The following is a 19512-nucleotide window of genomic DNA, read 5'->3' on the forward strand; positions in this document are numbered from 1 at the left end:
AGCTCAACGGCGCTCGAAAAAGCGCCGGACGATCGGCTCCAGATAGTCCGCGTGCGGACCCGTCAGACCGGCCAACTCCTCCGGTGAACGCACCAAGGCGATGTCGTCGAGTTCGGGCTCGCGCCCCCCGGCACGTTCGGCCGCAGCAGCAGCGGCGAGCCCGGCACGCAGCGTCGCCTCAGGAACGGCCGGGGCCAGGTAGGTCAGGCCGACACTGCCGTTCTCCCCACGAGTCACGACCCACAACCTCAACTCCCCGCCGATCGCGCCGACCCCCACCTCCTCGGCAAGCTCCCGAGCCGCCTGGCCGGCCAGCGCTGCCTCGTCCAGCACCGCCCCGTCCCCAGGAGGCTCCACAGACCCTCCCGGCAGCTGCCAACGGCCCGGGGCGGCCGTAGAAGGCGACATCCTCGCAGCCAGCACACGGCCGTCGTCAGTCGGCTGGACAACGTTCACGAACAGCGAGGGCAGTGCGGTGGCGCCGGGGACACGACGCAAGGCGTAGTGCCGGTAGGTCACACGCACCCAGTACAGACGCAGGGCGTGCGGGCCTGTCTGCTCCAGCCCTCCACACGCCACCACCGGCCCGTCGAAGAGCGTGGGGTTCGCCCGCACCGCCATCTCCCACACCCGGTCTCGGGCCTCAGCAGCCTGGGGCGACAGCGGCGGCTCCTCAGCTTCGGCCAGCACAAGGTGCTCAATGTCGAGGAGGTCAGTGCTCACGGGCGGCAGCGTCTCGGTCACCCGCTCATCGTAGAACCGCGATATGGCACGCCCTCGCCTGTTCCACCCGGACAGCCCTCACTGAGCTTCTTCAGCGGTGCTGCTCCAGGGTGAGCACGGCTTTGGCGATTGTCGTCATGCGGCTGGGGCTGCAGCGGGCTCGCCGGAAGATGCGCCAGGACTTCAGGCGGGCTACGCCGCGTTCGACCGGGGCGCGAGTGCGGGCCAGGGCCCGGTTCACGGTCTGCTGGGTGGGGGTGAGGTCGTGGTGCGGGCGGCGCTTGATGCCGGTGGTGACCCACGGCCCGGCGCCCTGGTAGGCGAGGTCGGCCACGATGGGGACGCCCTGACGTTCGCAGATGCGGATGATCCGGTGGGTGCGGGCGGCGGTCAGATCGTGAGCGCGGCCGGGCAGGGCAGGCGAGAGCCACAGCAGCCGGCCGCCCGGATCGGTGACCACCTGGACGTTCACGCCGTGCCGGCGGTGTTTGTGCGAGTAGTCCCCGCGGCTGTCGCCGACGCGGTCGCACTCGGCGAGGGTGCCGTCCAGCAGAACGAAGTCCGGATCGGCCGCACGCAGGGTCTTCAGCAGGCCCGGTGCTCGCTCGGCGAGCAGGCAGGTGACCGCGGTGGTGTAGGCGTGGGCGGTGGACTCGCTGATGCCGAACCCTGCGGCGATCTTCGCCAGGGTGGTGTGCTCGCGCAGGTACACCAGCGCCACCATCGCGCGCTGCGACGGGCGCAGCTTGCACCGCCGGTCGCCCTCACGAGTGACGATGAGCATGGTGACCCACTCCACGAGCGCATGCGGCAGGTCGAGTGCGGCAGGATAGATGACCAACGAGGCCCCCGGACTGGTCGGTTGAGACGTCAGACATCTCGATCAACCGCCCGAGGGCCTCGCCCGTTACGCGGCTCGGACCGTCACCCGATCGGTGGCCAGGCCGAAGAAGCTCACTGATCACCTACGATCCCGGCCGCATGCCCTCGGCAGCCGAAAGACGTCGGTCCTTCTCGCGAGCATCGTGCAGCCCAGAGGCGCTTTCGATGTCTTCAATTCCTTCCGGTGAATGTCTTTCGGAGGGGGTTCCGCTCTTGGCGAGGCCGACGGTGTCGTCGTGGTGGAAGTGCCCATCGCATACACACCTGGGAGCGCCATGATCTACCTGCCCTCAGCTGTTCTTCTCACCCTGGCCATCATGATCACGGCGGTTATGGTGATGCACGACGTGCGCGCCTGTCTGGTGCCGACCGGCCGCCATCGCCGCGTAAAACCGTGCTGGTACGCGAAGCGGGGCGGTTTGCGGTGACGCCCCCCGCGCGACCATTGCGTGGCACGCTGCTACTGCGCTGGAATGACGGTGCGACCCACGCGGTTTCGGAGGCGAGGTCAGCGCTGCGTCATGCGCTGACATTCCACGGGCTGAGGACCTCGGCGGTCGATGACGCAGTCCTGGCTGCTTCGGAACTGGTCGGCAACGCCGTGGAGCACGCCATCGGCCCGTACGAGCTGTGGCTTCGACAAAAGGAACGCGAACTGATTGTGGAGATGCACGACCGAGATGCATCACTCCCGTGCATTCCGGCTTCCTTTCCCCGAGCAGCGGCAGCCGCTGCTGCCCGGGAGGACTACCCGCTGCCCAGGGCGCTGGGTTTGGACGCTGAGCGGGGTCGAGGTTTACTCGTGGTGGAGACGCTGACGGGTGGTTCCTGGGGCTTCCGCCTGGCAGGTGGAAGCGGACGTGACACCTGGAAGAAGGTCGCGTGGATGTCAGTCCCATCGTGATGCGTTGCTGTTCGCGCTCACGGCCACCTCCGGTCATCGGCTCAGGGCCCGTAGGGCTCTGGATCTCGGTCGTGAGAGCTGGGAGGGCGCGGTTATTGGACTTACGGACGAGCCCTTGAAGGTGGTGGTTGTCACTCATTCGAGCGACAACCACCACCTTCGGCTTGTGGGGTTATCGGGATGTGGCGGCGGCAGTAACGGTACGGCGGCAGGGCGGTATTCGCCTCCAGCCGCGGTTGGCGTGCGCGGCGCTGGGTAACTCCAGTCGCATCCGATTACAGATTGTTGCACTCCCCGTACAGACGGTGATGTAGGGTGGCGGGCCGTGACGACGCGACGGTGGGTCAATGCGCTTCTGGCGGGCGCGAGTGCAGCGATTGCCGTGCTGCTGCTAGCAGGCTGTGCTGATGACAATTCGTCTGATGTCCGGCCGCTGCCCGAGGCAAAGCCCGCCGAGACGGCGGCCTCCCCCAGGCCAGAAGTGGAGTACGCGGAGGCGCTCGTCGCTTACCGGGCGATGTGGGACGACCTTGCTGCCGCTGCGGCGACTTCGGATGCCGAGCATCCACGGTTGAAAGCTCACGCCTGGGGAGGTGCGTTGGAGCTGCTGCGCTACATGATGACGGAGGACCGCAAGAAGAACGTCGTCGCTAAGGGGCGTCTTCGCCTCAACCCCAACGTTGAGAGCGGCGATGCGACGCGAGTGGTGATTCGGGACTGCGCCGACGCCTCTGACTGGTTGCACTACACCCGTGACGGCGAGCTTGAGAACGATGTACCCGGTGGCCACCATCGCGTCGATGCAACGGTCCGGCCGTACGGCGGGGGCTGGCGAGTGGAGCGGCTGTACATCGATCAGGTGGGGTCATGCTGAGGTGCGAGTCCGCCCTGCCGATGGCAATGACGGCGGCGTGCATCGTGGTGGTGCTAGCGGCGCACGACGCGGCGGCTGACGACGTGTTGAGTACTGGCGTCGGATTGACGTGCGCGCCGGGTGCGTGCGACGCCGAGGCGAGGAGTATTACCCGGAAGCCGGGCAGCCCGGCGAAGAGCAGGTCAGTCCCTCACGGAGGTACGGCGAAGCCCGGCAGTGGTGGTGGAAAGGCTACGGAGCCGCCGACGGTTACCTCGACTGGCTGGGAGTACGAGCTGGGTGGCTTGGGGATCTTGCCGCGTTTCGACGGAGGCAAGGCGGAGAAGCCGGCCCGGGGCGGGGGGCAGCGAGTCCCGGTGGGGGTCGTCGTCCAGCGGGCGGTGGAGCGGTTGAAGCTGCCAGAGCCGGTGATTCGTACGAGTCCGGATGAGGATCTCATGCAGGTGGTTCACGTGCCCACGTGGATGTGGTTGGAGCATTCCACGTGGGGGCCGGTGTCTACGTCAGCCGCGGTGGAGGGTGTGCGGGTGACGGCGGTGGCTCGTCCGCGGAGGGCTGTGTGGTCGATGGGCGAGGGCGGTCAGGTGGTCTGCCGGGGGCCGGGGACGCCGTACTCGGACGCGTACAGCCCGAAGGTGTCGTCGCCGGATTGCGGTTACACCTACCGGCGGGCGTCGCTGTCCGAGCCGAACCGGGCGTACCAGGTGTCGGTGCGGGTTACCTGGGATGTCCAGTGGCAGGGGGGCGGCCAGGCCGGGGTGATGCCGGGGCTGGTGATGGGTGCGCAGCGGGAGCTGGTGGTGGATGAGGTGCAGACCGTTGTTACGCGCTGAAGGCATGGAGAAGTAAGCGCGGCCCGCGCCGTTCGGGCCGGGGCGATGGACGTTGGGTTTCTTTTGATCGCGAGGTGAGTTGATGGGTACCTCCATGCCTTCTTCGGCCCTGAAGGGTGGCGGATTGCGGGTGCCGGGAGCGCGCGGGTCGGGCCCGGAGCAGCAGCCGATGGTGACGGGGGCGCGGCGGCGGAGGCTGGGCTGGGTGTGGGGCGGAGTGGGGGCGGTCGTGGTCTCGGCGATCGGGTTCACGCTTATCGCGCAGGTGGTGGGGGAGCGGGATCAGGTTCTGGTGCTGGACCGGGATGTGCCTGCTGGTGGGGTGCTGAAGCCGGGCGATCTGCGTGTGGTGGAGGTGGCTGCGGACACGGGCGTGGTGCGCCTTGAGGATCGGGGCACGGTGCTGGGGCGCCGGGCGAAGGTGCCTCTGCTGGCCGGGGCGTTGCTGGCCCCGGGCCAGGTGGGCAGCAGCGCTGCCTTCCCGGCGAAGGGGTTCTCGAACGTGGCGCTTGCCGTCGAGCCGGGAGGTGCGCCGCCGGATCTTGCTCGGGGGGAGCGTGTCGCGGTTCTTCCCGGCCCGGCTGGTGTCGAAGCGGTGACTGAGGAGGAACAGGTGCCCTCGGCGGTGGTGGGGACGGTGACGGGGGTACGGGAGCCGGAGTCCGCGGGTGGGCCGCGGGTGGTGACGGTGCTGGTGGAGACCGGGTCGGCGCGGCGGGCGGCGCAGCTGGAGCATCCGCGGGTTGTGGTCCTTCCTGCCCAGGGGCGTGAGGCTCCGTGAGGCGGCTGGTCGTGCTTGGCTCGGTGACGGGCGCGCCCGGGGTGACGACGACCGGGCTGGCGCTGGCTGCTGCGTGGCCGCCGGAGGCGGATGCTGGGGTGCGGCCGGTGATGGTGGAGGCGGATTCATCTGGCGGTGACCTGATGATCCGCTTCGGTCTGCCGCCGGCTCCCTCGCTGTTGGATGTCGCGGCGGCGGCCGGGCAGCGGTATCCGGGTTCCTTGTTGGGGGCGGCGTGTGAACTGCCCTTCGGAGTGCGGGCGGTGGTCGAGGTGCCGGGCCGTGGCCCGTGCCGGGAGGCGGTGCGGCTGCTGACCGGTGAGGGCGGTCGGCGTGTGCTGCTGGGCGACGACCATGACCGGGGCACGGTGCTGCTGGACGTCGGGCGCCTGGGTGAGGACGTGGAGCCGCTGCTGGAGGCCGCCGATCAGGTGGTGCTGGTGGCTCGCGGCGGGGCGGAGCCGCTGACCCATGTGTCCGCCTACGGCCTCGACGCAGGTGCGTACGCGGGACGGCTGACTCTCGCCGTGGTCGGACCGTGCCTCTACTCGGCAGAGGAGATCGCCAAGAGTCTCGGCATCGAGCAGGTGTTTTTCCTGCCCTGGGATGCGAAGAGCGTGGCCGCGATGAACGGGCCCACGCACGGGCCGTTGCGCATTGCCGGGTTTCGGCGGTCGCCGTTGATGACCGCGGCCCGGCTTGTGGCCCGGCGGCTGGGTGTCCCGCCCGAGGGAGGCACCGAGACGGGAGCCGCGGACGGCGGCATCGGCGGTGTGGGCAGCGCGGCCGCGGTGGTGGGCCGGAGCCGTACGGGCCTGGTTCGAGTACCGGGAGCCGAGGGGAGCGGATCGTGAGCGAGCAGCTGGTGCCGCCCGGCGTGGCGCCTGGCGTTGGTGAGCCGGCGCTGGCCCCGGTGGTGCGGCAGCGTGTGGCGGCCCGGCTGGCTGCGTACGCCGGCGAACGCGAGGCGGCGGGTCTGCCAACGGAGGATGAATCGGCGCGACGAGCCACCGTGACCATGCTGCTGGCCGAAGAATTGGGGGAGCAACGGCGCCTGGCTCTCGCCCAGGGCGGCCCGGTGATCGACGCCGGGGTCGAGGAGCAGATCGCGCAGGCGGTCAAGGATGCGCTGTTCGGCACCGGCCGCTTGGAGCGGTTGCTGGCCGACGACGTGATCGAGAACATCTGCGTCAACGGCTGCGATGTGGTGTGGGTCAAGAACGGGGCAGGCGAATGGCGGCGCGAAGCACCGGTGGCCGCCTCGGATGAGGAACTGGTGAAACTGGTCCGCACGCTCGCGGCCCGCGCCGGCGGGGAGGAGCGCCGCTTCGATCGGGGTATGCCCCGCTTGAACCTGCAGCTGCCTGACGGGTCCCGGTTGTTCGCGGTGATGGCGGTGACGGGCCGGGTGTGCCTGACGGTACGCCGCCACCGCTTCCCCGCTGCCTCGATGGCGGAGCTGGTGCGGCTGGGTGTGTGCGACGAGCAGCTGGCCGCCTTCTTGAGTGCGCTGGTGCGGGCGCGGAAGAACATCGTGATCGGCGGTGGCACCAACGTCGGCAAGACCACGGTTCTGCGGGCTTTCGCCCACGAGATCCCGCCCGAAGAGCGGCTGGTGACCATCGAGGACACCTTCGAGCTCGGCCTGGATGCCGATGTGGTGGCGCATCCGAACGTGGTGGCCATGCAGGCACGGGAGCCGAACATCGAGGGGCAGGGCGGCATCGATCAGGCGGAACTGGTGCGGTGGGGGCTGCGTATGTCGCCGGACCGGGTCATCGTCGGGGAGATCCGCGGGCCCGAGGTCATCCCGATGTGCAACGCCATGAGCCAGGGCAACGACGGCTCGCTGTCCACGATCCACGCTTCCACCTCGCGCGGGGTGTTCACCAAGCTCGCCTCCTACGCCGCGCAGGCCCCTGAACGGCTCACGCTTCAGGCGACGAACCTGATGGTGGCCTCTGCGGTCCACTTCGTCGTCCACCTGGGCTGGGACGTGGCGGGTCGGCGGGTCATCGACTCGGTGCGCGAGGTCATCGACGCGGACGGTGCGCAGATCGTCTCCAACGAGGTCTACCGCCCCGGTCCCGACGGGTGTGCCGTCGCCGCGGCCCCGCTGCGCACCGAGACCCTCGACGACCTTGTCGCGGCCGGGTGGGATGCCCAGCGGGCCTCGTCCCAGTGGTGGGGGGCCGCGTCATGAGTATGGCGGGGACCGGCACCTGGACGGCGGTCGCGGTGGCGTGCGGGACGGTATTCGGCCTCGGTCTGGTGGCCATCGGTTACGGCATGGTGCGGCGCGCGGCGCGCGAGGAGCGGCCCGGCCTCTGGCGTGGCCTGGTGGCGCGGCTTCCGGGGGACTGGACCACGCGGCGCGTGCTGATCGCCGTGGTGGCGGGAGCGGTGACGGGGGCGTTGACGACGTGGCCGGTGGCGGCGGTGCTGACCACGGTCGGTCTGCTCACCCTGCCCGGCCTGCTGGGTCCGGACCGGCAGGCCGCACGGCGCACGGAGCGGATGGAGGCGCTGGCCACGTGGACGGAGATGCTGCGCGACACCCTCTCCGCCGCGGCCGGTTTGGAGCAGGCGGTACTGGCGACCTCGGACATCGCCCCGGCCGCGCTCGAGCCAGAGCTGCGGCAGCTGGCCGCCGCGGTCCGCTCCGGACGCCCGTTGTCGGCCGCGCTGCGGGCCTTCGCCGAGGAGGTCGATGACCCGCTGGCCGATGTGGTGGTGGCCGCGCTGGTGATGGCGGCCGAGCAGCAGGCTGGCCGCCTCGCGCCGCTGCTGGGTGAGCTGGCGGAGTCGGTGCGCGAGCAGGTCGCCATGCGGCGGCACGTCGACGCCGGCCGGGCGAGTGTGCGTACCGGGGTGCGGGTCACTGTGCTCGTCACCCTGGGCATGGCGGTCGGGCTCGTGGTCCTCAACCGGCCCTATCTCGACCCCTTCAACTCGCTGACCGGACAGGCGGTGCTCGCCGTGGTCGGCGCCCTGTTCGCCGCGAGTTTCACCTACCTGAACGCGATCGGCCGCATCGAGGAACCGGTCCGCCTCATCTCCCCGGCCGCTCCCCGCGCCGTGTCGGGTACCGAACCGGGAGGTATCCGGTGATCGTTATGCTGCTGGGTGCGCTGTTCGGCGCCGGGGTGACCACTGCCGTCTACGGGCTGCGCCCGCCCAGGCCCGCCCTCGCCGACGTCCTCACGGTCCTCAACACGCCTGCCCGCCCTGTGGACTCTCCCGCAGGCGGGCAGGACGCAGAGTGGGCCACCCGGCTGGGCCGGCGAGCCGTACCGCTGGTGCGCGCGCTCGGATTCCCCACCGCCTCGCTGCGCGCGGACCTGGCCGTGTGCGGCACAGACGAGGAGCAGCACCTGGCGGGCAAGGCGGTCTGTGCGACGGTCGGCCTCCTCGCCCCGTGGGCCGCGATGCTCGTGCTGCGTCTGGGGGCTGGTGTCGAGGCCGGATGGTGGGTGCCGTCAGCCGGGGCGTTCGCCTTGGCCGTCGTGCTGTTCTTCGTCCCCGACCTGTCGGTGCGTCAGCAGGCTGCGCGGCGGCGGCGCGAGATGCGTCACACCCTCAGCCTCGTCCTGGACCTGACCGTGATCGCGCTCGCAGGCGGCGCCGGAGTCCAGCAGGCCCTCACGCAGGCCGTGGCCGCACCCCAGGGGTGGGCGGCGGCCAGACTGCGGCACGCCCTGCACGTCGCGCAGCTCACCCGGACCAGCCCTTGGTCCCACTTGGGAGATCTGGGGCGGCAGTTGTCGGTGGCGGATCTGAGTGAGCTGGCCTCGACGCTGAACCTCGCGGGCAGCGAGGGCGCCAAGGTCCGCGGCTCGCTCGCGGCGAAGGCGCGGGCGATGCGGCGACGCCGGATCTCGGAGGCGGACGGGGCCGCCCAGGCGGCCACCGAGCGGATGTCGCTTCCCGTGGTCGGGCTGTTCGCCGCGTTCTTGCTGCTGATCGGCTACCCGGCCCTCGCCCACGTCATGTCGATCACCTGAGCTCCCGCTCAACGAGACCCATAGAAAGAGCACCCCCCATGTTCCGACTCGACACCCTGGTCCGCCCAGTCCGCGCACACCTGGCCGAAGTGCGCCGGCACGCCCGCGGGGATGCCGGCTACACCACCGAGACCATCGTGGTCACCGCCCTGCTGGCGGTCCTGGGTCTGACCGTGGTGGGCATCATCGTCGCCAAGGTCACGGCCAAGGCGAACGGCATCGACCTGGGGTAGCGCGTGACCACCCTCCTTCGCCGGCTGCGCAGCGACCGCGGGGCCGTGAGCACCCAGCTCGTGCTGGTCTTCCCAGCTCTCCTGCTGATCGCGCTGCTGGTGGTGCAGTCCGCGCTCCTCTGGCACGCCCGCCACATCGCCCAGCACGCCGCCCAACGCGGCCTGGCCGCATCCCGCGCCCAGGACGGCACCGCGGCGGGTGGTCAGGCACAGGCGCGGCGCAGCCTCGCCGCGCTGGGCAGCCGGGTCTTGACCGTCCCGTCCGTGACCGCTGAGCGCACCACCGCCCGGACCACCGTGCGCGTCCAGGGGACCGTGATCCGCGTGCTCCCCGTCCCCGGCCTTCGGCTGCACGCCTCCGGCACGGCCTCCGGTCCCACCGAACGCCTCACCATCCCCACCGGAGACGAGCCATGACCCGGCAGGCGCGCCCGGCCCGTGACGATGGAGAGCGGGGTTCGGCGGCGGTGGAGCTGGTGCTCCTCACGCCGCTGCTCGTCCTGGTGTTCCTGGTTGTGGTGGCCTTCGGGCTGCTCGCCGATGCCCGCCTGGTCGTGGCGGACGCAGCCCACCAGGCCGCCCGTGCCGCCTCCCTCGCCCGCACCGAGAAGGACGCCCGCGTCCAGGCCGAACAGGCGGCCGGCGCGGCACTGCGCGAGGCGGGAGCGTCCTGCACCCGGCCGAGCGTCCGCCTAAGCACCGGCGGCCTCGCACCGGGCTCCACGGTGACGGCACGAGTGTCCTGCACCGTCAACCTGGCCGGTCTCACCGGCACAGGGCTGCCCGGCCACGTCCCACTGAAGGGCACCGCCTTTTCCGTTGTCGACTCTTTCAGGAGCGCCCCGTGAAGTCAGGAGTGCGAGCACGGATGACGTACGCGCGCATCCGGCGGGCGGCCGGGGACGACCGGGGGCAGGTCACGGCGTTCGTCGTCGGCGTCTTCGTCGCGCTGTGGCTGTTCGCCGGGATCGTCGTCGACGGCGGCCTCGCCCTGGCCGGCAGGGCCCGGGCCCTGGACGTGGCGCAGGAAGCCGCCCGCACGGGAGCCCAGCAGCTGGACATCGGCCGGCTACGGCGCGGTGGGGAAGTCCGTCTCGTACACGGCGAGGCCGCGGCCAAGGCCCGCGCTTACGTCGCCTCCACGGGAGACAGCGCCACCGTCTCCGTCCAGGGCGATGCCGTCACCGTCCGCGTCACCCACCACCAGCGCACCCAGATCCTGCGGCTGATCGGCCTGTCCACCCTCACCGTGCACGCGAGGGGCACCGCGCATGCCGAACGCGTCACCCGATAGAGACCGTTCGGCCCGTAGAGAGCGAACCGGCGATGAACCACCCTCCCCAGCTGCGCCAGCGTCTGACCGCGGCCACCACGGTCTGCGGCACCCTGGCCGTCACGCTCACCCTGCTCGTCGGGATGCCCTGCATCCTTTGGCACGCCACCGGCCTTCCCTGGCCCGAACGCGTCTCCTCCACCGGCGAGTTCGTCCAGCGACTGACGCAGCCGATCAGCGACCCCTTGGCGATCGACCTGCTCGCCGTGGTCGGCTGGCTGTGCTGGGCCGCCTTCGCCTCCACCGTGGTCCGCGAAGCCATCTGGTACACCACCCACCTCCCCCAGCTGCTGCGCGACCGACACGCGCACCACGAGCACGTCGCCTCCCTGTCCGTGAAGGGCTCGCTTGCTGCACTGTGCATCGGCACCCTGGTCATCGCGCTGATCGGCCTGTGGCGCCCGACGACGGTCAGCGCCCAGCAGCAGCTCCCCTCACCGGGCGAGGCTCGGGTAGCCACCGCCGTCACAGCCCCTCTCGTCCCCGCCTCTCTCCAGCCGGCCCCAACCTCCTCCGTAGCCGAACTGGCCTCGGATCGGCCTGTGACAGCCGGGCCCGGGCCGGAGAACGAAGGAGTGTCCCGCACGGACGAGGCAGTCGGGCACGTCGAGTACACGGTCGTCGAAGGCGACACCTTGTGGAACATCGCGCACGAACACCTGGGCGACGCGCTCAAATGGCCGCGCATCTACGCACTGAACAAGGACCGTGTCCAAAGTGACGGAGCCCGGCTCACCGAACCGGACCTGATCCTGCCCGGCTGGCAACTGTCCATCCCCGCTGCCCGGGCCGACGCCTCACCGCAGGCTCCTCCATCCACCTCGCAAGCCCCCGAGAAGGACGCGCCTCTCACCGAGTCCGTCGAGCCTGCGCCACCGCCCGTTTCCCGCGAGCACAACGACGCCGACGAGCAGGCGGGTGGCGCACACTCTCACTCCGGGGCTGGCCGGCAGAACGGGACCGCGGTTCAGCAGACAGCTACGCAGACGGGCCCTGCCGCGATCACTCTCGGGCAGGCGAGCCTGATCGGCATCACCACGGCGGCCGGTCTGCTGGCCGCACGTCGCTACTGGCACTGGCACCAGCACCGCCGACGCGACCCGGGCCTGGGTGCCGAACCACCCGCCTTGAGCCCGCTGGTGGACAAGGCCGCGCAGGCCGCCCATGCGGCCACCGGCCCTCGACGTCCGGCCGACCCCCACCATCTTGCTCCCCGCCGTATCCCGCCTCAGCAGCCCCGCACGACCGGCACGGTCACCATCGGCGTCCGCCAGGACCTCGAGGTCTCCCTCGACGAGCTTGCTATGCCCGGAGGCTGCGCCTGGACCGGTTCCGGCGCCGAAGGCGCGGCCCGTGCCCTGCTGGTCGGCGTCCTCACCGCAGCCGAACGCCAGCGCCCAGGACCTTCGCGCGTCACAGCGGTCGTCCCTCGCGGCCTGGCCGCGACCCTGCTGCCCTCGCTGCCTGCCCAGTTCACCGCCCTAACCCAGAGCGCTGACCTCGCGGAGGCGATCCGAGCCGGAGAACAGCACCTGATCGCCCACGCCCGCCTCCGCGACGAGCAGAACACCGCGCCTGCGGCAACCCTCGACTCCGGTACGGATGCCAGCCCGGACACCCTCCTCCTGATCACCACTCCGGACGCCGCCCACGCCGGACAACTGCAGGCCCTGGCCGCCCGCAGCAGCCCCGGAACGCTGATCGTCCTCACGCTGGGTGCCGCGCTGCCCGGGGCCGACTCCTGGCACATCGCCGACGACGGAGCCGTCACCACGGAGAGGCACGGCCAACGACCCGGCCCGCTCAGACTGTTCCACCTCACGCCCGAGGCCGGCCGCGACATGGCCGAGGTCCTCCTGACCGCCCACGGGCAGCACCCCCGCCCCCGCAGCCCCTCCACTCCCACCTCGGGCCCGAAGGCTGGCAGCGAGCCTCCCGACCCCCCGGCTGCGCCCGAGGTCGACGACCCGCCGGCGCGCCAGGACGCGGTCGAAAACACGCGGCCGAAGCAGACCAAGCCCGTGCGCCTCAACGTCCTCGGACCGGTCACCCTCTACGCCCGCGGCCACCACGATCCCATCGGCACCAACCTGCGCGGCGAGGTCCACGAATTCCTTGCCCTCCTCGCCGCCCACCCCACCGGACTCCTTGCATCCGACATCGCCGAAAAACTCCACCTCGCCCCCGGCAGCGATCAGAACGCACTGAAAAACCTCCGCCGCGCCGTGAGGCGTGCCCTGCGCGCTGCGACCGGAATCACCGCACAGGAATTCATCCTCCGTCAAGGGGAGCTTCATAAACTCCATCCCGAACTCGTAGAAACCGACCTCGCGGATTTCAGCGGCAGCCTGAAATCGACTTTCTCGACCTCCGGCAAAGATGAAGACCTCGAAAGGGCCCTGGCCGCCGTAGGTGCTGCTCTCCGCCACTACAAGGGCCCGTTCGCCCAAGGCAGCGATTACCTCTGGACCGACACGATCCGCGAACACCTCGCCATGAAGGCCATCGACGCGGCCCTCCGCCTGGCCCACAAGGCCGAGCACGCCGGCGCCACACCACGTGAGCGCGACGCCGTCCTGACGCTGCTGGAGCACCTGGGCACCATCCACCCCGACCACGAACGCCTGGCCCAGCACACCATTCGCCTCTACCAAGCCGCCGGACGTGACGACGCTGCCCGGCACATCCACACCCGCCTGACGAGATGCCTCACCGATCTCGGCCTCGAACCCGAGCCGGCCACTCAGGCCCTCATTGCTCCCCGCACTCGCCTCCGCCAGACACGGTGAAGTCGCAGTTCACCGGCCGAGCACGCTTCGCAGGCCGTTGCGGTGACCTGATGGCGCTCGCTCCGTCGCATCCGGTGTCGTATCCGCCGCCGCTTCGGCGTTCGCTCTTGGATACGACGCCCCTGTTCCGCCCGAAAGCGCAGGCCAGGCGCCCTGCGAGCCGGTGGCAGGCGACGCCGACTGTATATCGGTGCAGCAACGCATCCCGATCTGCCAACAGCCGGCGCCCGGCCGTCCCCGCCCTCGCACATCTCGACCCGGCTGCCCGTCACGTCGTGTGACTCCTCCAGCCCGCCAATTTCCCTTTCTCGCAACCACATGCCGGCCGGCCCTTGGCCGGCTCGGACCTCACGGCCGCGACACGAGGGCGGGCCGCCACGGGCCTAGCCGAGGTGCCGTACTGCTGGGTGGCGTCCCACGGCGCGGTGTGGGGCGACGCGCCCTCTGCGGCGTGGCGTGCCGCACCCGGACGCCGTAACCACGCCGGGCACGGCGGGGAAGCACCGGGCAGGGCGCCCACCGTGGTCGTGCGGCCCCGAAGACCGGTGCTGAGCCCAGCGCGTTGTAGCCCGCACCCCGGTTACATCACCGGGCGGGACGCGATCCCCCGCAGGGCCCCCGGCACATGCGTGCAATCGGCGCGCCGAGATGTCGGCGCGTTTGGGTGCCTGGGAATCGGTCGTGCAGGTTGCGCGCCACGACGCCTTGCGTCGCGCTTCATGGGGAACCCCTGAAAAACGGTCGTGAATTCACGAGAATTCCAGCATTTCCAAGCCGGATTCCGGCTTCAGGTGGAATGCGTGTCGAGTTATATTTGAATTGTTCCCGGAAGGGCCGGGAACGAAAATCCCGCCGAAGGGGTCTGCCCGAAAAACAGATGACGGGTGGAGTGTGCCCGAAGGTCGGCTGTTTTCGAATTCAGATACAGGCGCCCCTTTTCTGGTGAAAGGAATGTCTCGATGACGAGCACCGCCACGCCCGCGTCCCCGCCTTCCCGCCCCGCAGGACGGCAGTCCGCCCCTCCCGCGCCGAGTACTCCCACGGCGCCTTCGAACCCCGCACCCGCAACGGGCACCAAGGCGCGCCCGGGCGAACTGCGTGCGCGTGTCGCACAGGTGCTGACGGCGAGTCCGGGAAGGGTGTTCACGGTCACGGAGCTGGCGCGGCGGCTGGGACATTCGGGCGGCGCGGTCGGCAACGCGTGCGAGACGCTCGTCAGCCGGGGCGAGGCGGTCCAGTCCGGTGCCAAACCTCGTACGTACCGGGCGACGTCGGCGACGGCCGCCGCAGCCCAGCACACCCCGCCGCCACCTCCGCCCGCCCCGAGCCCAACCCCACAGGTGTCGCGACAGGGCTCCCGACAGGCGCCCGCGCCCCCGCCACCCGGCGGGCGCCCGGCGCCGATCGTCCGGCCTAACGGGCAGGAGTACCACCCCCGGGCACTGGCGCAGGTGTCGGACGTGGAGGCGCTGCGGCGGCTTCGCGAGGCGCAGGTGGCGGTGTTGCTGTACGGGCCGCCGGGGACGGGGAAGACCTCGTTGATCGAGGCGGCCTTCCCGGACCTGATCACGGTGGCCGGGGACGGGGACACCACGGTCGGCGACCTGATCGGCGAGTACACCCAGGACGCCAACGGCGGCTACGAGTTCGTGTACGGGCCGCTGGTGACCGCCATGACCGAGGGCCGGGCCCTCCTGCTGGACGACGCCACGCTGATTTCCCCGAAGGTGTTGGCGGCCTTGTATCCGGCGATGGACGGGCGCAGGCAGATCCAGGTCAAGGCGCACAAGGGCGAGACGATCAAGGCTGCCGACGGCTTCTATGTGATCGCCGGTCATAACCCGGGCGTCCACGGGGCGGTCCTCACCGAAGCCCTCGCCTCCCGGTTCAGCGTGCAGATCCAGGTCGGCTCCGACTACGACCTGGCCGCCTCCCTGAAGATCAACCGGACGGCGGTGCGGATCGCCCGCAACCTCGCCACATTGCGGCAGGCGGGCGATGTCGGCTGGGCGCCCCAACTACGCGAGTTGATCGCCTTTCAGAAGATCGCCGATGTCCTCGGCATCGAGGCGGCCTTCGCCAACCTGGTCGGCGTCGCCCCGTTGGAGGACCGGGACACGGTGACCGAGATCGTCACCAAGGCCCTCGGCCGCCCGGTCACCGCCCTGGCCCTCGGCCGCCAGCTCTAACCCCCCGTACGGGCCCGGCGAAGCGCCGGGCCCGGGCCACCCAACCCACGAAAACCCTCTTCTGAAAGGACCCGTATCCGCCATGACGACCCACGCCCAGGTGCACGTCCAGCACACCCCGCCCGCTCTGTCCGAAACCGAACAGGCCCTGGTCCGCTGGGAGGACGACGGCGGCCCCGCCTTCGAACCCCCGCCCGCACCGCAGGCCGGACACTGGCTGCGCATCGCCGCCGCCCTGACCGAACGCCTCCCCGAGATCGCCGAACGCGAGGACGTGATCGTCACCTGCGAGCACGGGACCCGCTCCGGCGCCCCCGCCGCCTTCTTCCCCGCAACGGCCGACCTGGAGATCGACGCCGCCCTGTTCGCCCCGCTGTCCCCCGCCGCCATTGACCCCACCCGGGTCGGCGACGAGGAGAACTACCCGGTCGCCTGGGGCGCTCTCACCCACGAGGCCGCCCACGCGGCCCACAGTCGCTGGACGACCCCGCCCCCGCAGCGCGGCACGGCCCTGGACACGGCAGCCCAGCTACTGGAGGAGTCCCGCGCCGAGCACGCTCACCTTGCCCGCCGCCCCGGTGACCGGCCGTTCCTGCGGGCCGCCGTCCACACCCTGGTCCTCGACGACTTCTCCAGCCAGACCCCCACCGACCGGTGGCAGGCAGCAGCGGCAGCCGGACTGATCCTCGCCCGCCGGGACGCCGGAATCCTCGACGCCGACGAAACGTACGCGCTGGAGACCATCGTCACGGGCACCCTCGGCAAGGACCTCCTCGACGACCTCGCCGCGATCTGGACCGCCGCCCACGCGACCGCCGACGAAGACGGCCAGACCATGCTGGAACACGCCCGCGCCTGGTGCCAGGCCCTCAGCACCGATCCGACCGGCCCGGAGCCAGCCCCCGACCCCGCCGCCGGGGGCCAGGGCGAACTGGCCGAGGTGATCGGCAAGGTGACCGCTGCGGCTGCCGCGAACGACGCCGCCCAGGCCGCAGCCCAGGCACACGCGGCAGCCGCCCAAGCGGCCAGGACCCGCGCGAAGGCCGCCCGAGCCGCCCACGCACGGCAAGCAGCGCAGACCGCCGAGAAGGTCTTCGCACCCGGCGGACGCCCCTACACCCCCGGCAAGGCGACATCCCGGAGCCGCCGCTCCCCGGTAATCGGCACCCGCCAGCCCACCCGCGCCGAGAAGGCGGCTGCCGGGCAGCTCGCCCGGGCGCTGCGGGCCGCCGCCTACCGGGAACGCACCACCACACAGACCGCCTCGGCGGCGCCGCCCGGGCGCCTGAACATGCGCCAGGCCCTCGCCCGCGACGCGCAGAAGGCCGCAGGTGCGGTCCCGACGGCGACCCCCTGGGTGCACACCGTGCACCGGGCAGGAGCGACCCCGCCGCTGCGGGTGGGCATCGCGGTGGACGTCTCCGGTTCGATGAGCATCGCCGCCGCGCCGATCGCGTCGGCCGCTTGGATCGTGGCGAAGGCCGCAGCCCTGACCGACCCCGACTCCTGCAGCGCGACCGTCTCCTACGACGAGTCGATCACCGCGATTACCGCACCGGGCCGTGCCCCGGCCCGGGTCACCGAGTTCGACGCCAGAGGAAGGGGCCACAGCCTCGGCGAGGCCATCGACGCCCTGGGGGCGGGAGCAGGTCTCACCCAGCCCGGAGCGGGGCGCCTGCTGGTGATCGCCTCCGACGGCATCTACGGCACCAAGGAAGCCGACCGGGCGGCCGGGCGCATCGCCGCCCTGCGCGCAACCGGGTGCGGGGTGCTGTGGCTCGCCTTCGACCCCAACCCCCTCCCGCTGCCCGGCACCACCCTCGTGGAACTTGCCGACCCCGCCCAGGCCGCCGCCGCGATCGGCAAGGCCGCCACCACCGCCCTCGCCGCCACCAATCCCTGACACACCCGGTGCCGCCCCAGCCCGGGGCGGCACCCCGTCTACCGGACATCGAATCGACCAGCCAACAGAAGGAGTGCAGAACCATGACGCCGTCCGCCGAACGCGCCCACACCGCCGCCGTCAGCTCTCTGCTCGCCGAAGCCCACAAACGTCTCGCCGCCCACCCGGACGAGTTCCCGAACCTTCACGAACTACTTGCCCGCCTTGTCATCGAGCTCAGCGATGGCGACCAGCTCGGCAGTTACCCGCCCTCCCTGGGCGGTGTCGTCGATGAGGCAGCCGCCCGCCTGCTGAACCTCGCCACTCCACAGAGCGTTGCCAGGCCCTTCGACGAAGACCTATCCGCGCGGCTGGGTGACCTGGACCGGCTGCCACTGCCCGAACGTCTCCGTCTGCTGGAAGCCGCCGCACGGCGCCCTGCGCGTGTTGACAGCCGCCGGGGGCAGTAACGGCCCCTGCCCGTGCCGGTACAACGGCGCCGCAACGGCCGCGCCGTGCGGCTGCGGTCACCGCGGGTGCGGAAACCGACGCCGCTAGGGACCCCGACCCCACCCACACCCGAGAAGCAACAGGAGAAACCGCAGTGACACTCACCGGCCCTGACCTCCCGGTCCGACGCGAGCCCGGCTGGGCCGACGTCGCCGACCCAGTCACCGGAGAGGTACGCCTGTGCGCCAGCCTCTGCACCACCTGCATCTTCCACCCCGGTAACCAAGCGGACCTCCTACCAGGACGGGTCGCACAGATGGTCCGCGAAGCCCGCGCCCGCGAAGGACACATCCCCTGCCACTCCACCCTCGGCACCCCCGCCCCGGCCATCTGCCGCGGCTACGCCGACGGCCCCGACCGCGGCACCAGCCTCGCCCTGCGCCTGGGCCGCGCTCTGAACAGCCTCGTTGAAATCCCGCCACCCGATCACTCGGAGACGTAAGGAACCATCAATCGCGCGGGGCAGCCGCTGGCTGCCTCGCGCGCCGGCCGTCAACGCCGGTGGCATCGGTTTCCACAGCGAGTCCCCCGTGACCTCGGCACGGAAGCCGCCATCCCCCTTGTCACTCAGCCCGGACACGGGCGTTGACCACCACGAGGACGACATCCCGAAGTGAACAACCACCCGCAGGAGGGGAAGCGATCATGTACGGCCGGCACGGTGACCGCGTGGCCCTGGTGCGCACCACCGACGCATACACACAACTGCGGCCCGGCGCCACAGGCGTCATCCGCCGCTGGGACGCCCAGCACGGGCAACTCCACATCGACTGGGACTGCGGCTCCACCCTGGCCTTGCTCCCGGACGAAGGCGACGAAGTCCGCCTGATCACCTCCCAGCAGAACCCAACGAGCACGCCATAGCAGGAGGTCGATGCCGTCGGCGACACCCTGTTGCCCGCCTTGAGTGGGAGTGGGAGGCGGCCTTCCCCGGTGCCGATGAGTAGGGATGACGAAGCCCCGCTGGCGTGGGCGGGCGGGGCGTCGGCAAGGTGTCGTTTTCGTCGGCGAGGTGCCGGTGGTTCAGTCGCCGACGACCTCGCTGACCGCGGCGCGGTCGGCGGCCTCGTTGACGAGGTTCTTGCCGGAGGCGATGGCGGCGACCAAGGTGTGCAAGGAGGGGGTGTTGGCGGCTCGTGGGGAGCCGCGCGGTGTCGCGAATTGGGGTGACGGTGTCCTCGGTGAACAGATGGTCCGGGCGGTCCGAGATCTTCAGCCGGCAGGCAACGTCACTGGCACGGCGAGGGCCGACCTGACCTCGGGTGTCGGCGCAGCCCGCGCCGTGGTCTGACGACCGCGGCCAGGCTCACCGCCCGTACTTCGCCCGGCACAGTTCCACGATCGCCGGATCCACCACCCCGTCAGCCGCACGGCACACCGCCCGCATGTCGTACGACGCCGCCGCCGTCCGCGGCCGGGCCCGCGGCTGCGGACGGCGCGCAGTTCCACGCCGCTGCGGAGCCCTGGCAACCTCCGTAGCCCGCGCCCGCGGAGCGGCAGACGCCGGGACCGGGGCAGCAGCCGCTGGCGAGGACGGAGGCGACCCCGGCGGCGCCTTCCGCACCGGGCCACTCG

At 71.1% G+C, this 19512-nt stretch carries 21 protein-coding genes; 19 read left to right on the forward strand and 2 right to left on the reverse strand.

Going from position 1 to position 19512, the window contains the following annotated elements; genetic code table 11:
* Positions 1-3 precede the first annotated feature (3 nt).
* Both T328_RS12370 and T328_RS12375 read right to left on the reverse strand, forming a co-directional pair.
* The gene (locus T328_RS12370; protein ID WP_496496024.1) at positions 4-744 is read right to left on the reverse strand and encodes an NUDIX hydrolase; all 741 of its coding nucleotides are present in this window, start codon (positions 742-744) and stop codon (positions 4-6) included.
* Between the two features lie 70 nt (positions 745-814).
* The gene (locus T328_RS12375; protein WP_496496025.1) at positions 815-1564 is read right to left on the reverse strand and encodes a transposase; all 750 of its coding nucleotides are present in this window, start codon (positions 1562-1564) and stop codon (positions 815-817) included.
* Between the two features lie 316 nt (positions 1565-1880).
* On the opposite strand from T328_RS12375, the gene T328_RS12380 reads away from it, so the two are divergent.
* From T328_RS12380 to T328_RS12470, 19 genes are all read left to right on the forward strand, one after another.
* Positions 1881-2033 carry a hypothetical protein gene (locus T328_RS12380; protein ID WP_496496026.1) on the forward strand — a complete coding sequence of 51 codons (153 nt, stop codon included), beginning with the start codon at positions 1881-1883 and terminating at the stop codon, positions 2031-2033.
* Positions 2030-2509 carry an ATP-binding protein gene (locus T328_RS12385; RefSeq protein ID WP_496496092.1) on the forward strand — a complete coding sequence of 160 codons (480 nt, stop codon included), beginning with the start codon at positions 2030-2032 and terminating at the stop codon, positions 2507-2509. The genes T328_RS12380 and T328_RS12385 overlap by 4 nt, the downstream gene beginning before the upstream one ends.
* Positions 2510-2834: 325 nt before the next feature.
* Positions 2835-3383: a hypothetical protein gene (locus tag T328_RS12390; protein WP_496496027.1), complete on the forward strand. Its 549-nt coding sequence runs from the start codon at positions 2835-2837 to the stop codon at positions 3381-3383.
* A complete protein-coding gene (locus T328_RS12395; protein ID WP_496496028.1) occupies positions 3377-4216 on the forward strand; it encodes a hypothetical protein in 840 nt (279 codons plus the stop codon). The genes T328_RS12390 and T328_RS12395 overlap by 7 nt, the downstream gene beginning before the upstream one ends.
* A gap of 82 nt (positions 4217-4298) precedes the next feature.
* Entirely contained in the window at positions 4299-4997 is a 699-nt protein-coding gene (locus T328_RS12400; protein WP_496496029.1) for an SAF domain-containing protein, read from the forward strand.
* Positions 4994-5851, forward strand: a complete 858-nt coding sequence (locus tag T328_RS12405; protein ID WP_496496030.1) for a MinD/ParA family ATP-binding protein — start codon at positions 4994-4996, stop codon at positions 5849-5851. Before T328_RS12400 ends, T328_RS12405 begins: the two co-directional genes overlap by 4 nt.
* Entirely contained in the window at positions 5848-7200 is a 1353-nt protein-coding gene (locus T328_RS12410; RefSeq protein ID WP_496496031.1) for a TadA family conjugal transfer-associated ATPase, read from the forward strand. The genes T328_RS12405 and T328_RS12410 overlap by 4 nt, the downstream gene beginning before the upstream one ends.
* Complete coding sequence (locus T328_RS12415; RefSeq protein WP_496496032.1) at positions 7197-8108, forward strand: type II secretion system F family protein; 912 nt, start codon at positions 7197-7199, stop codon at positions 8106-8108. Before T328_RS12410 ends, T328_RS12415 begins: the two co-directional genes overlap by 4 nt.
* Positions 8105-9001 carry a type II secretion system F family protein gene (locus T328_RS12420; RefSeq protein ID WP_496496033.1) on the forward strand — a complete coding sequence of 299 codons (897 nt, stop codon included), beginning with the start codon at positions 8105-8107 and terminating at the stop codon, positions 8999-9001. Before T328_RS12415 ends, T328_RS12420 begins: the two co-directional genes overlap by 4 nt.
* 38 nt (positions 9002-9039) lie before the next feature.
* The gene (locus T328_RS12425; protein ID WP_496496034.1) at positions 9040-9234 is read left to right on the forward strand and encodes a hypothetical protein; all 195 of its coding nucleotides are present in this window, start codon (positions 9040-9042) and stop codon (positions 9232-9234) included.
* A 3-nt stretch (positions 9235-9237) separates the two neighbouring features.
* Entirely contained in the window at positions 9238-9651 is a 414-nt protein-coding gene (locus T328_RS12430) for a TadE/TadG family type IV pilus assembly protein (protein ID WP_496496035.1), read from the forward strand.
* Between the two features lie 50 nt (positions 9652-9701).
* The gene (locus tag T328_RS12435; protein ID WP_496496093.1) at positions 9702-10082 is read left to right on the forward strand and encodes a TadE/TadG family type IV pilus assembly protein; all 381 of its coding nucleotides are present in this window, start codon (positions 9702-9704) and stop codon (positions 10080-10082) included.
* Between the two features lie 20 nt (positions 10083-10102).
* Positions 10103-10528 carry a TadE/TadG family type IV pilus assembly protein gene (locus T328_RS12440; protein ID WP_496496036.1) on the forward strand — a complete coding sequence of 142 codons (426 nt, stop codon included), beginning with the start codon at positions 10103-10105 and terminating at the stop codon, positions 10526-10528.
* 32 nt (positions 10529-10560) lie between these two features.
* Complete coding sequence (locus T328_RS12445; RefSeq protein WP_496496037.1) at positions 10561-13356, forward strand: BTAD domain-containing putative transcriptional regulator; 2796 nt, start codon at positions 10561-10563, stop codon at positions 13354-13356.
* A 1157-nt stretch (positions 13357-14513) separates the two neighbouring features.
* On the forward strand, positions 14514-15545 hold the full coding sequence (locus T328_RS12450) for an AAA family ATPase (protein WP_496496094.1): 1032 nt from the start codon (positions 14514-14516) through the stop codon (positions 15543-15545).
* Positions 15546-15627: 82 nt separating this feature from the next.
* Complete coding sequence (locus T328_RS12455) at positions 15628-17448, forward strand: hypothetical protein (protein ID WP_496496038.1); 1821 nt, start codon at positions 15628-15630, stop codon at positions 17446-17448.
* Between the two features lie 83 nt (positions 17449-17531).
* Positions 17532-17897 carry a hypothetical protein gene (locus T328_RS12460; RefSeq protein ID WP_496496039.1) on the forward strand — a complete coding sequence of 122 codons (366 nt, stop codon included), beginning with the start codon at positions 17532-17534 and terminating at the stop codon, positions 17895-17897.
* A gap of 296 nt (positions 17898-18193) precedes the next feature.
* A complete protein-coding gene (locus T328_RS12465) occupies positions 18194-18379 on the forward strand; it encodes a hypothetical protein (protein WP_496496040.1) in 186 nt (61 codons plus the stop codon).
* 227 nt (positions 18380-18606) lie between these two features.
* Positions 18607-18801 (forward strand): DUF4314 domain-containing protein, encoded by a 195-nt coding sequence (locus tag T328_RS12470; RefSeq protein ID WP_496496041.1) that lies wholly within the window; start codon positions 18607-18609, stop codon positions 18799-18801.
* The last annotated feature ends 711 nt before the right edge of the window (positions 18802-19512 follow it).

This window comes from Streptomyces sp. CNX435, assembly GCF_059570575.1.

Bases quoted from the DNA above. Each gene is read 5' to 3' on its own strand.
- T328_RS12380 (WP_496496026.1), top strand. From the start codon at position 1,881: ATGATCTACCTGCCCTCAGCTGTTCTTCTCACCCTGGCCATCATGATC.
- T328_RS12395 (WP_496496028.1), top strand. From the start codon at position 3,377: ATGCTGAGGTGCGAGTCCGCCCTGCCGATGGCAATGACGGCGGCGTGC.
- T328_RS12400 (WP_496496029.1), top strand. From the start codon at position 4,299: ATGGGTACCTCCATGCCTTCTTCGGCCCTGAAGGGTGGCGGATTGCGG.
- T328_RS12415 (WP_496496032.1), top strand. From the start codon at position 7,197: ATGAGTATGGCGGGGACCGGCACCTGGACGGCGGTCGCGGTGGCGTGC.
- T328_RS12425 (WP_496496034.1), top strand. From the start codon at position 9,040: ATGTTCCGACTCGACACCCTGGTCCGCCCAGTCCGCGCACACCTGGCC.
- T328_RS12440 (WP_496496036.1), top strand. From the start codon at position 10,103: ATGACGTACGCGCGCATCCGGCGGGCGGCCGGGGACGACCGGGGGCAG.
- T328_RS12445 (WP_496496037.1), top strand. From the start codon at position 10,561: ATGAACCACCCTCCCCAGCTGCGCCAGCGTCTGACCGCGGCCACCACG.
- T328_RS12455 (WP_496496038.1), top strand. From the start codon at position 15,628: ATGACGACCCACGCCCAGGTGCACGTCCAGCACACCCCGCCCGCTCTG.
- T328_RS12460 (WP_496496039.1), top strand. From the start codon at position 17,532: ATGACGCCGTCCGCCGAACGCGCCCACACCGCCGCCGTCAGCTCTCTG.
- T328_RS12465 (WP_496496040.1), top strand. From the start codon at position 18,194: ATGGTCCGCGAAGCCCGCGCCCGCGAAGGACACATCCCCTGCCACTCC.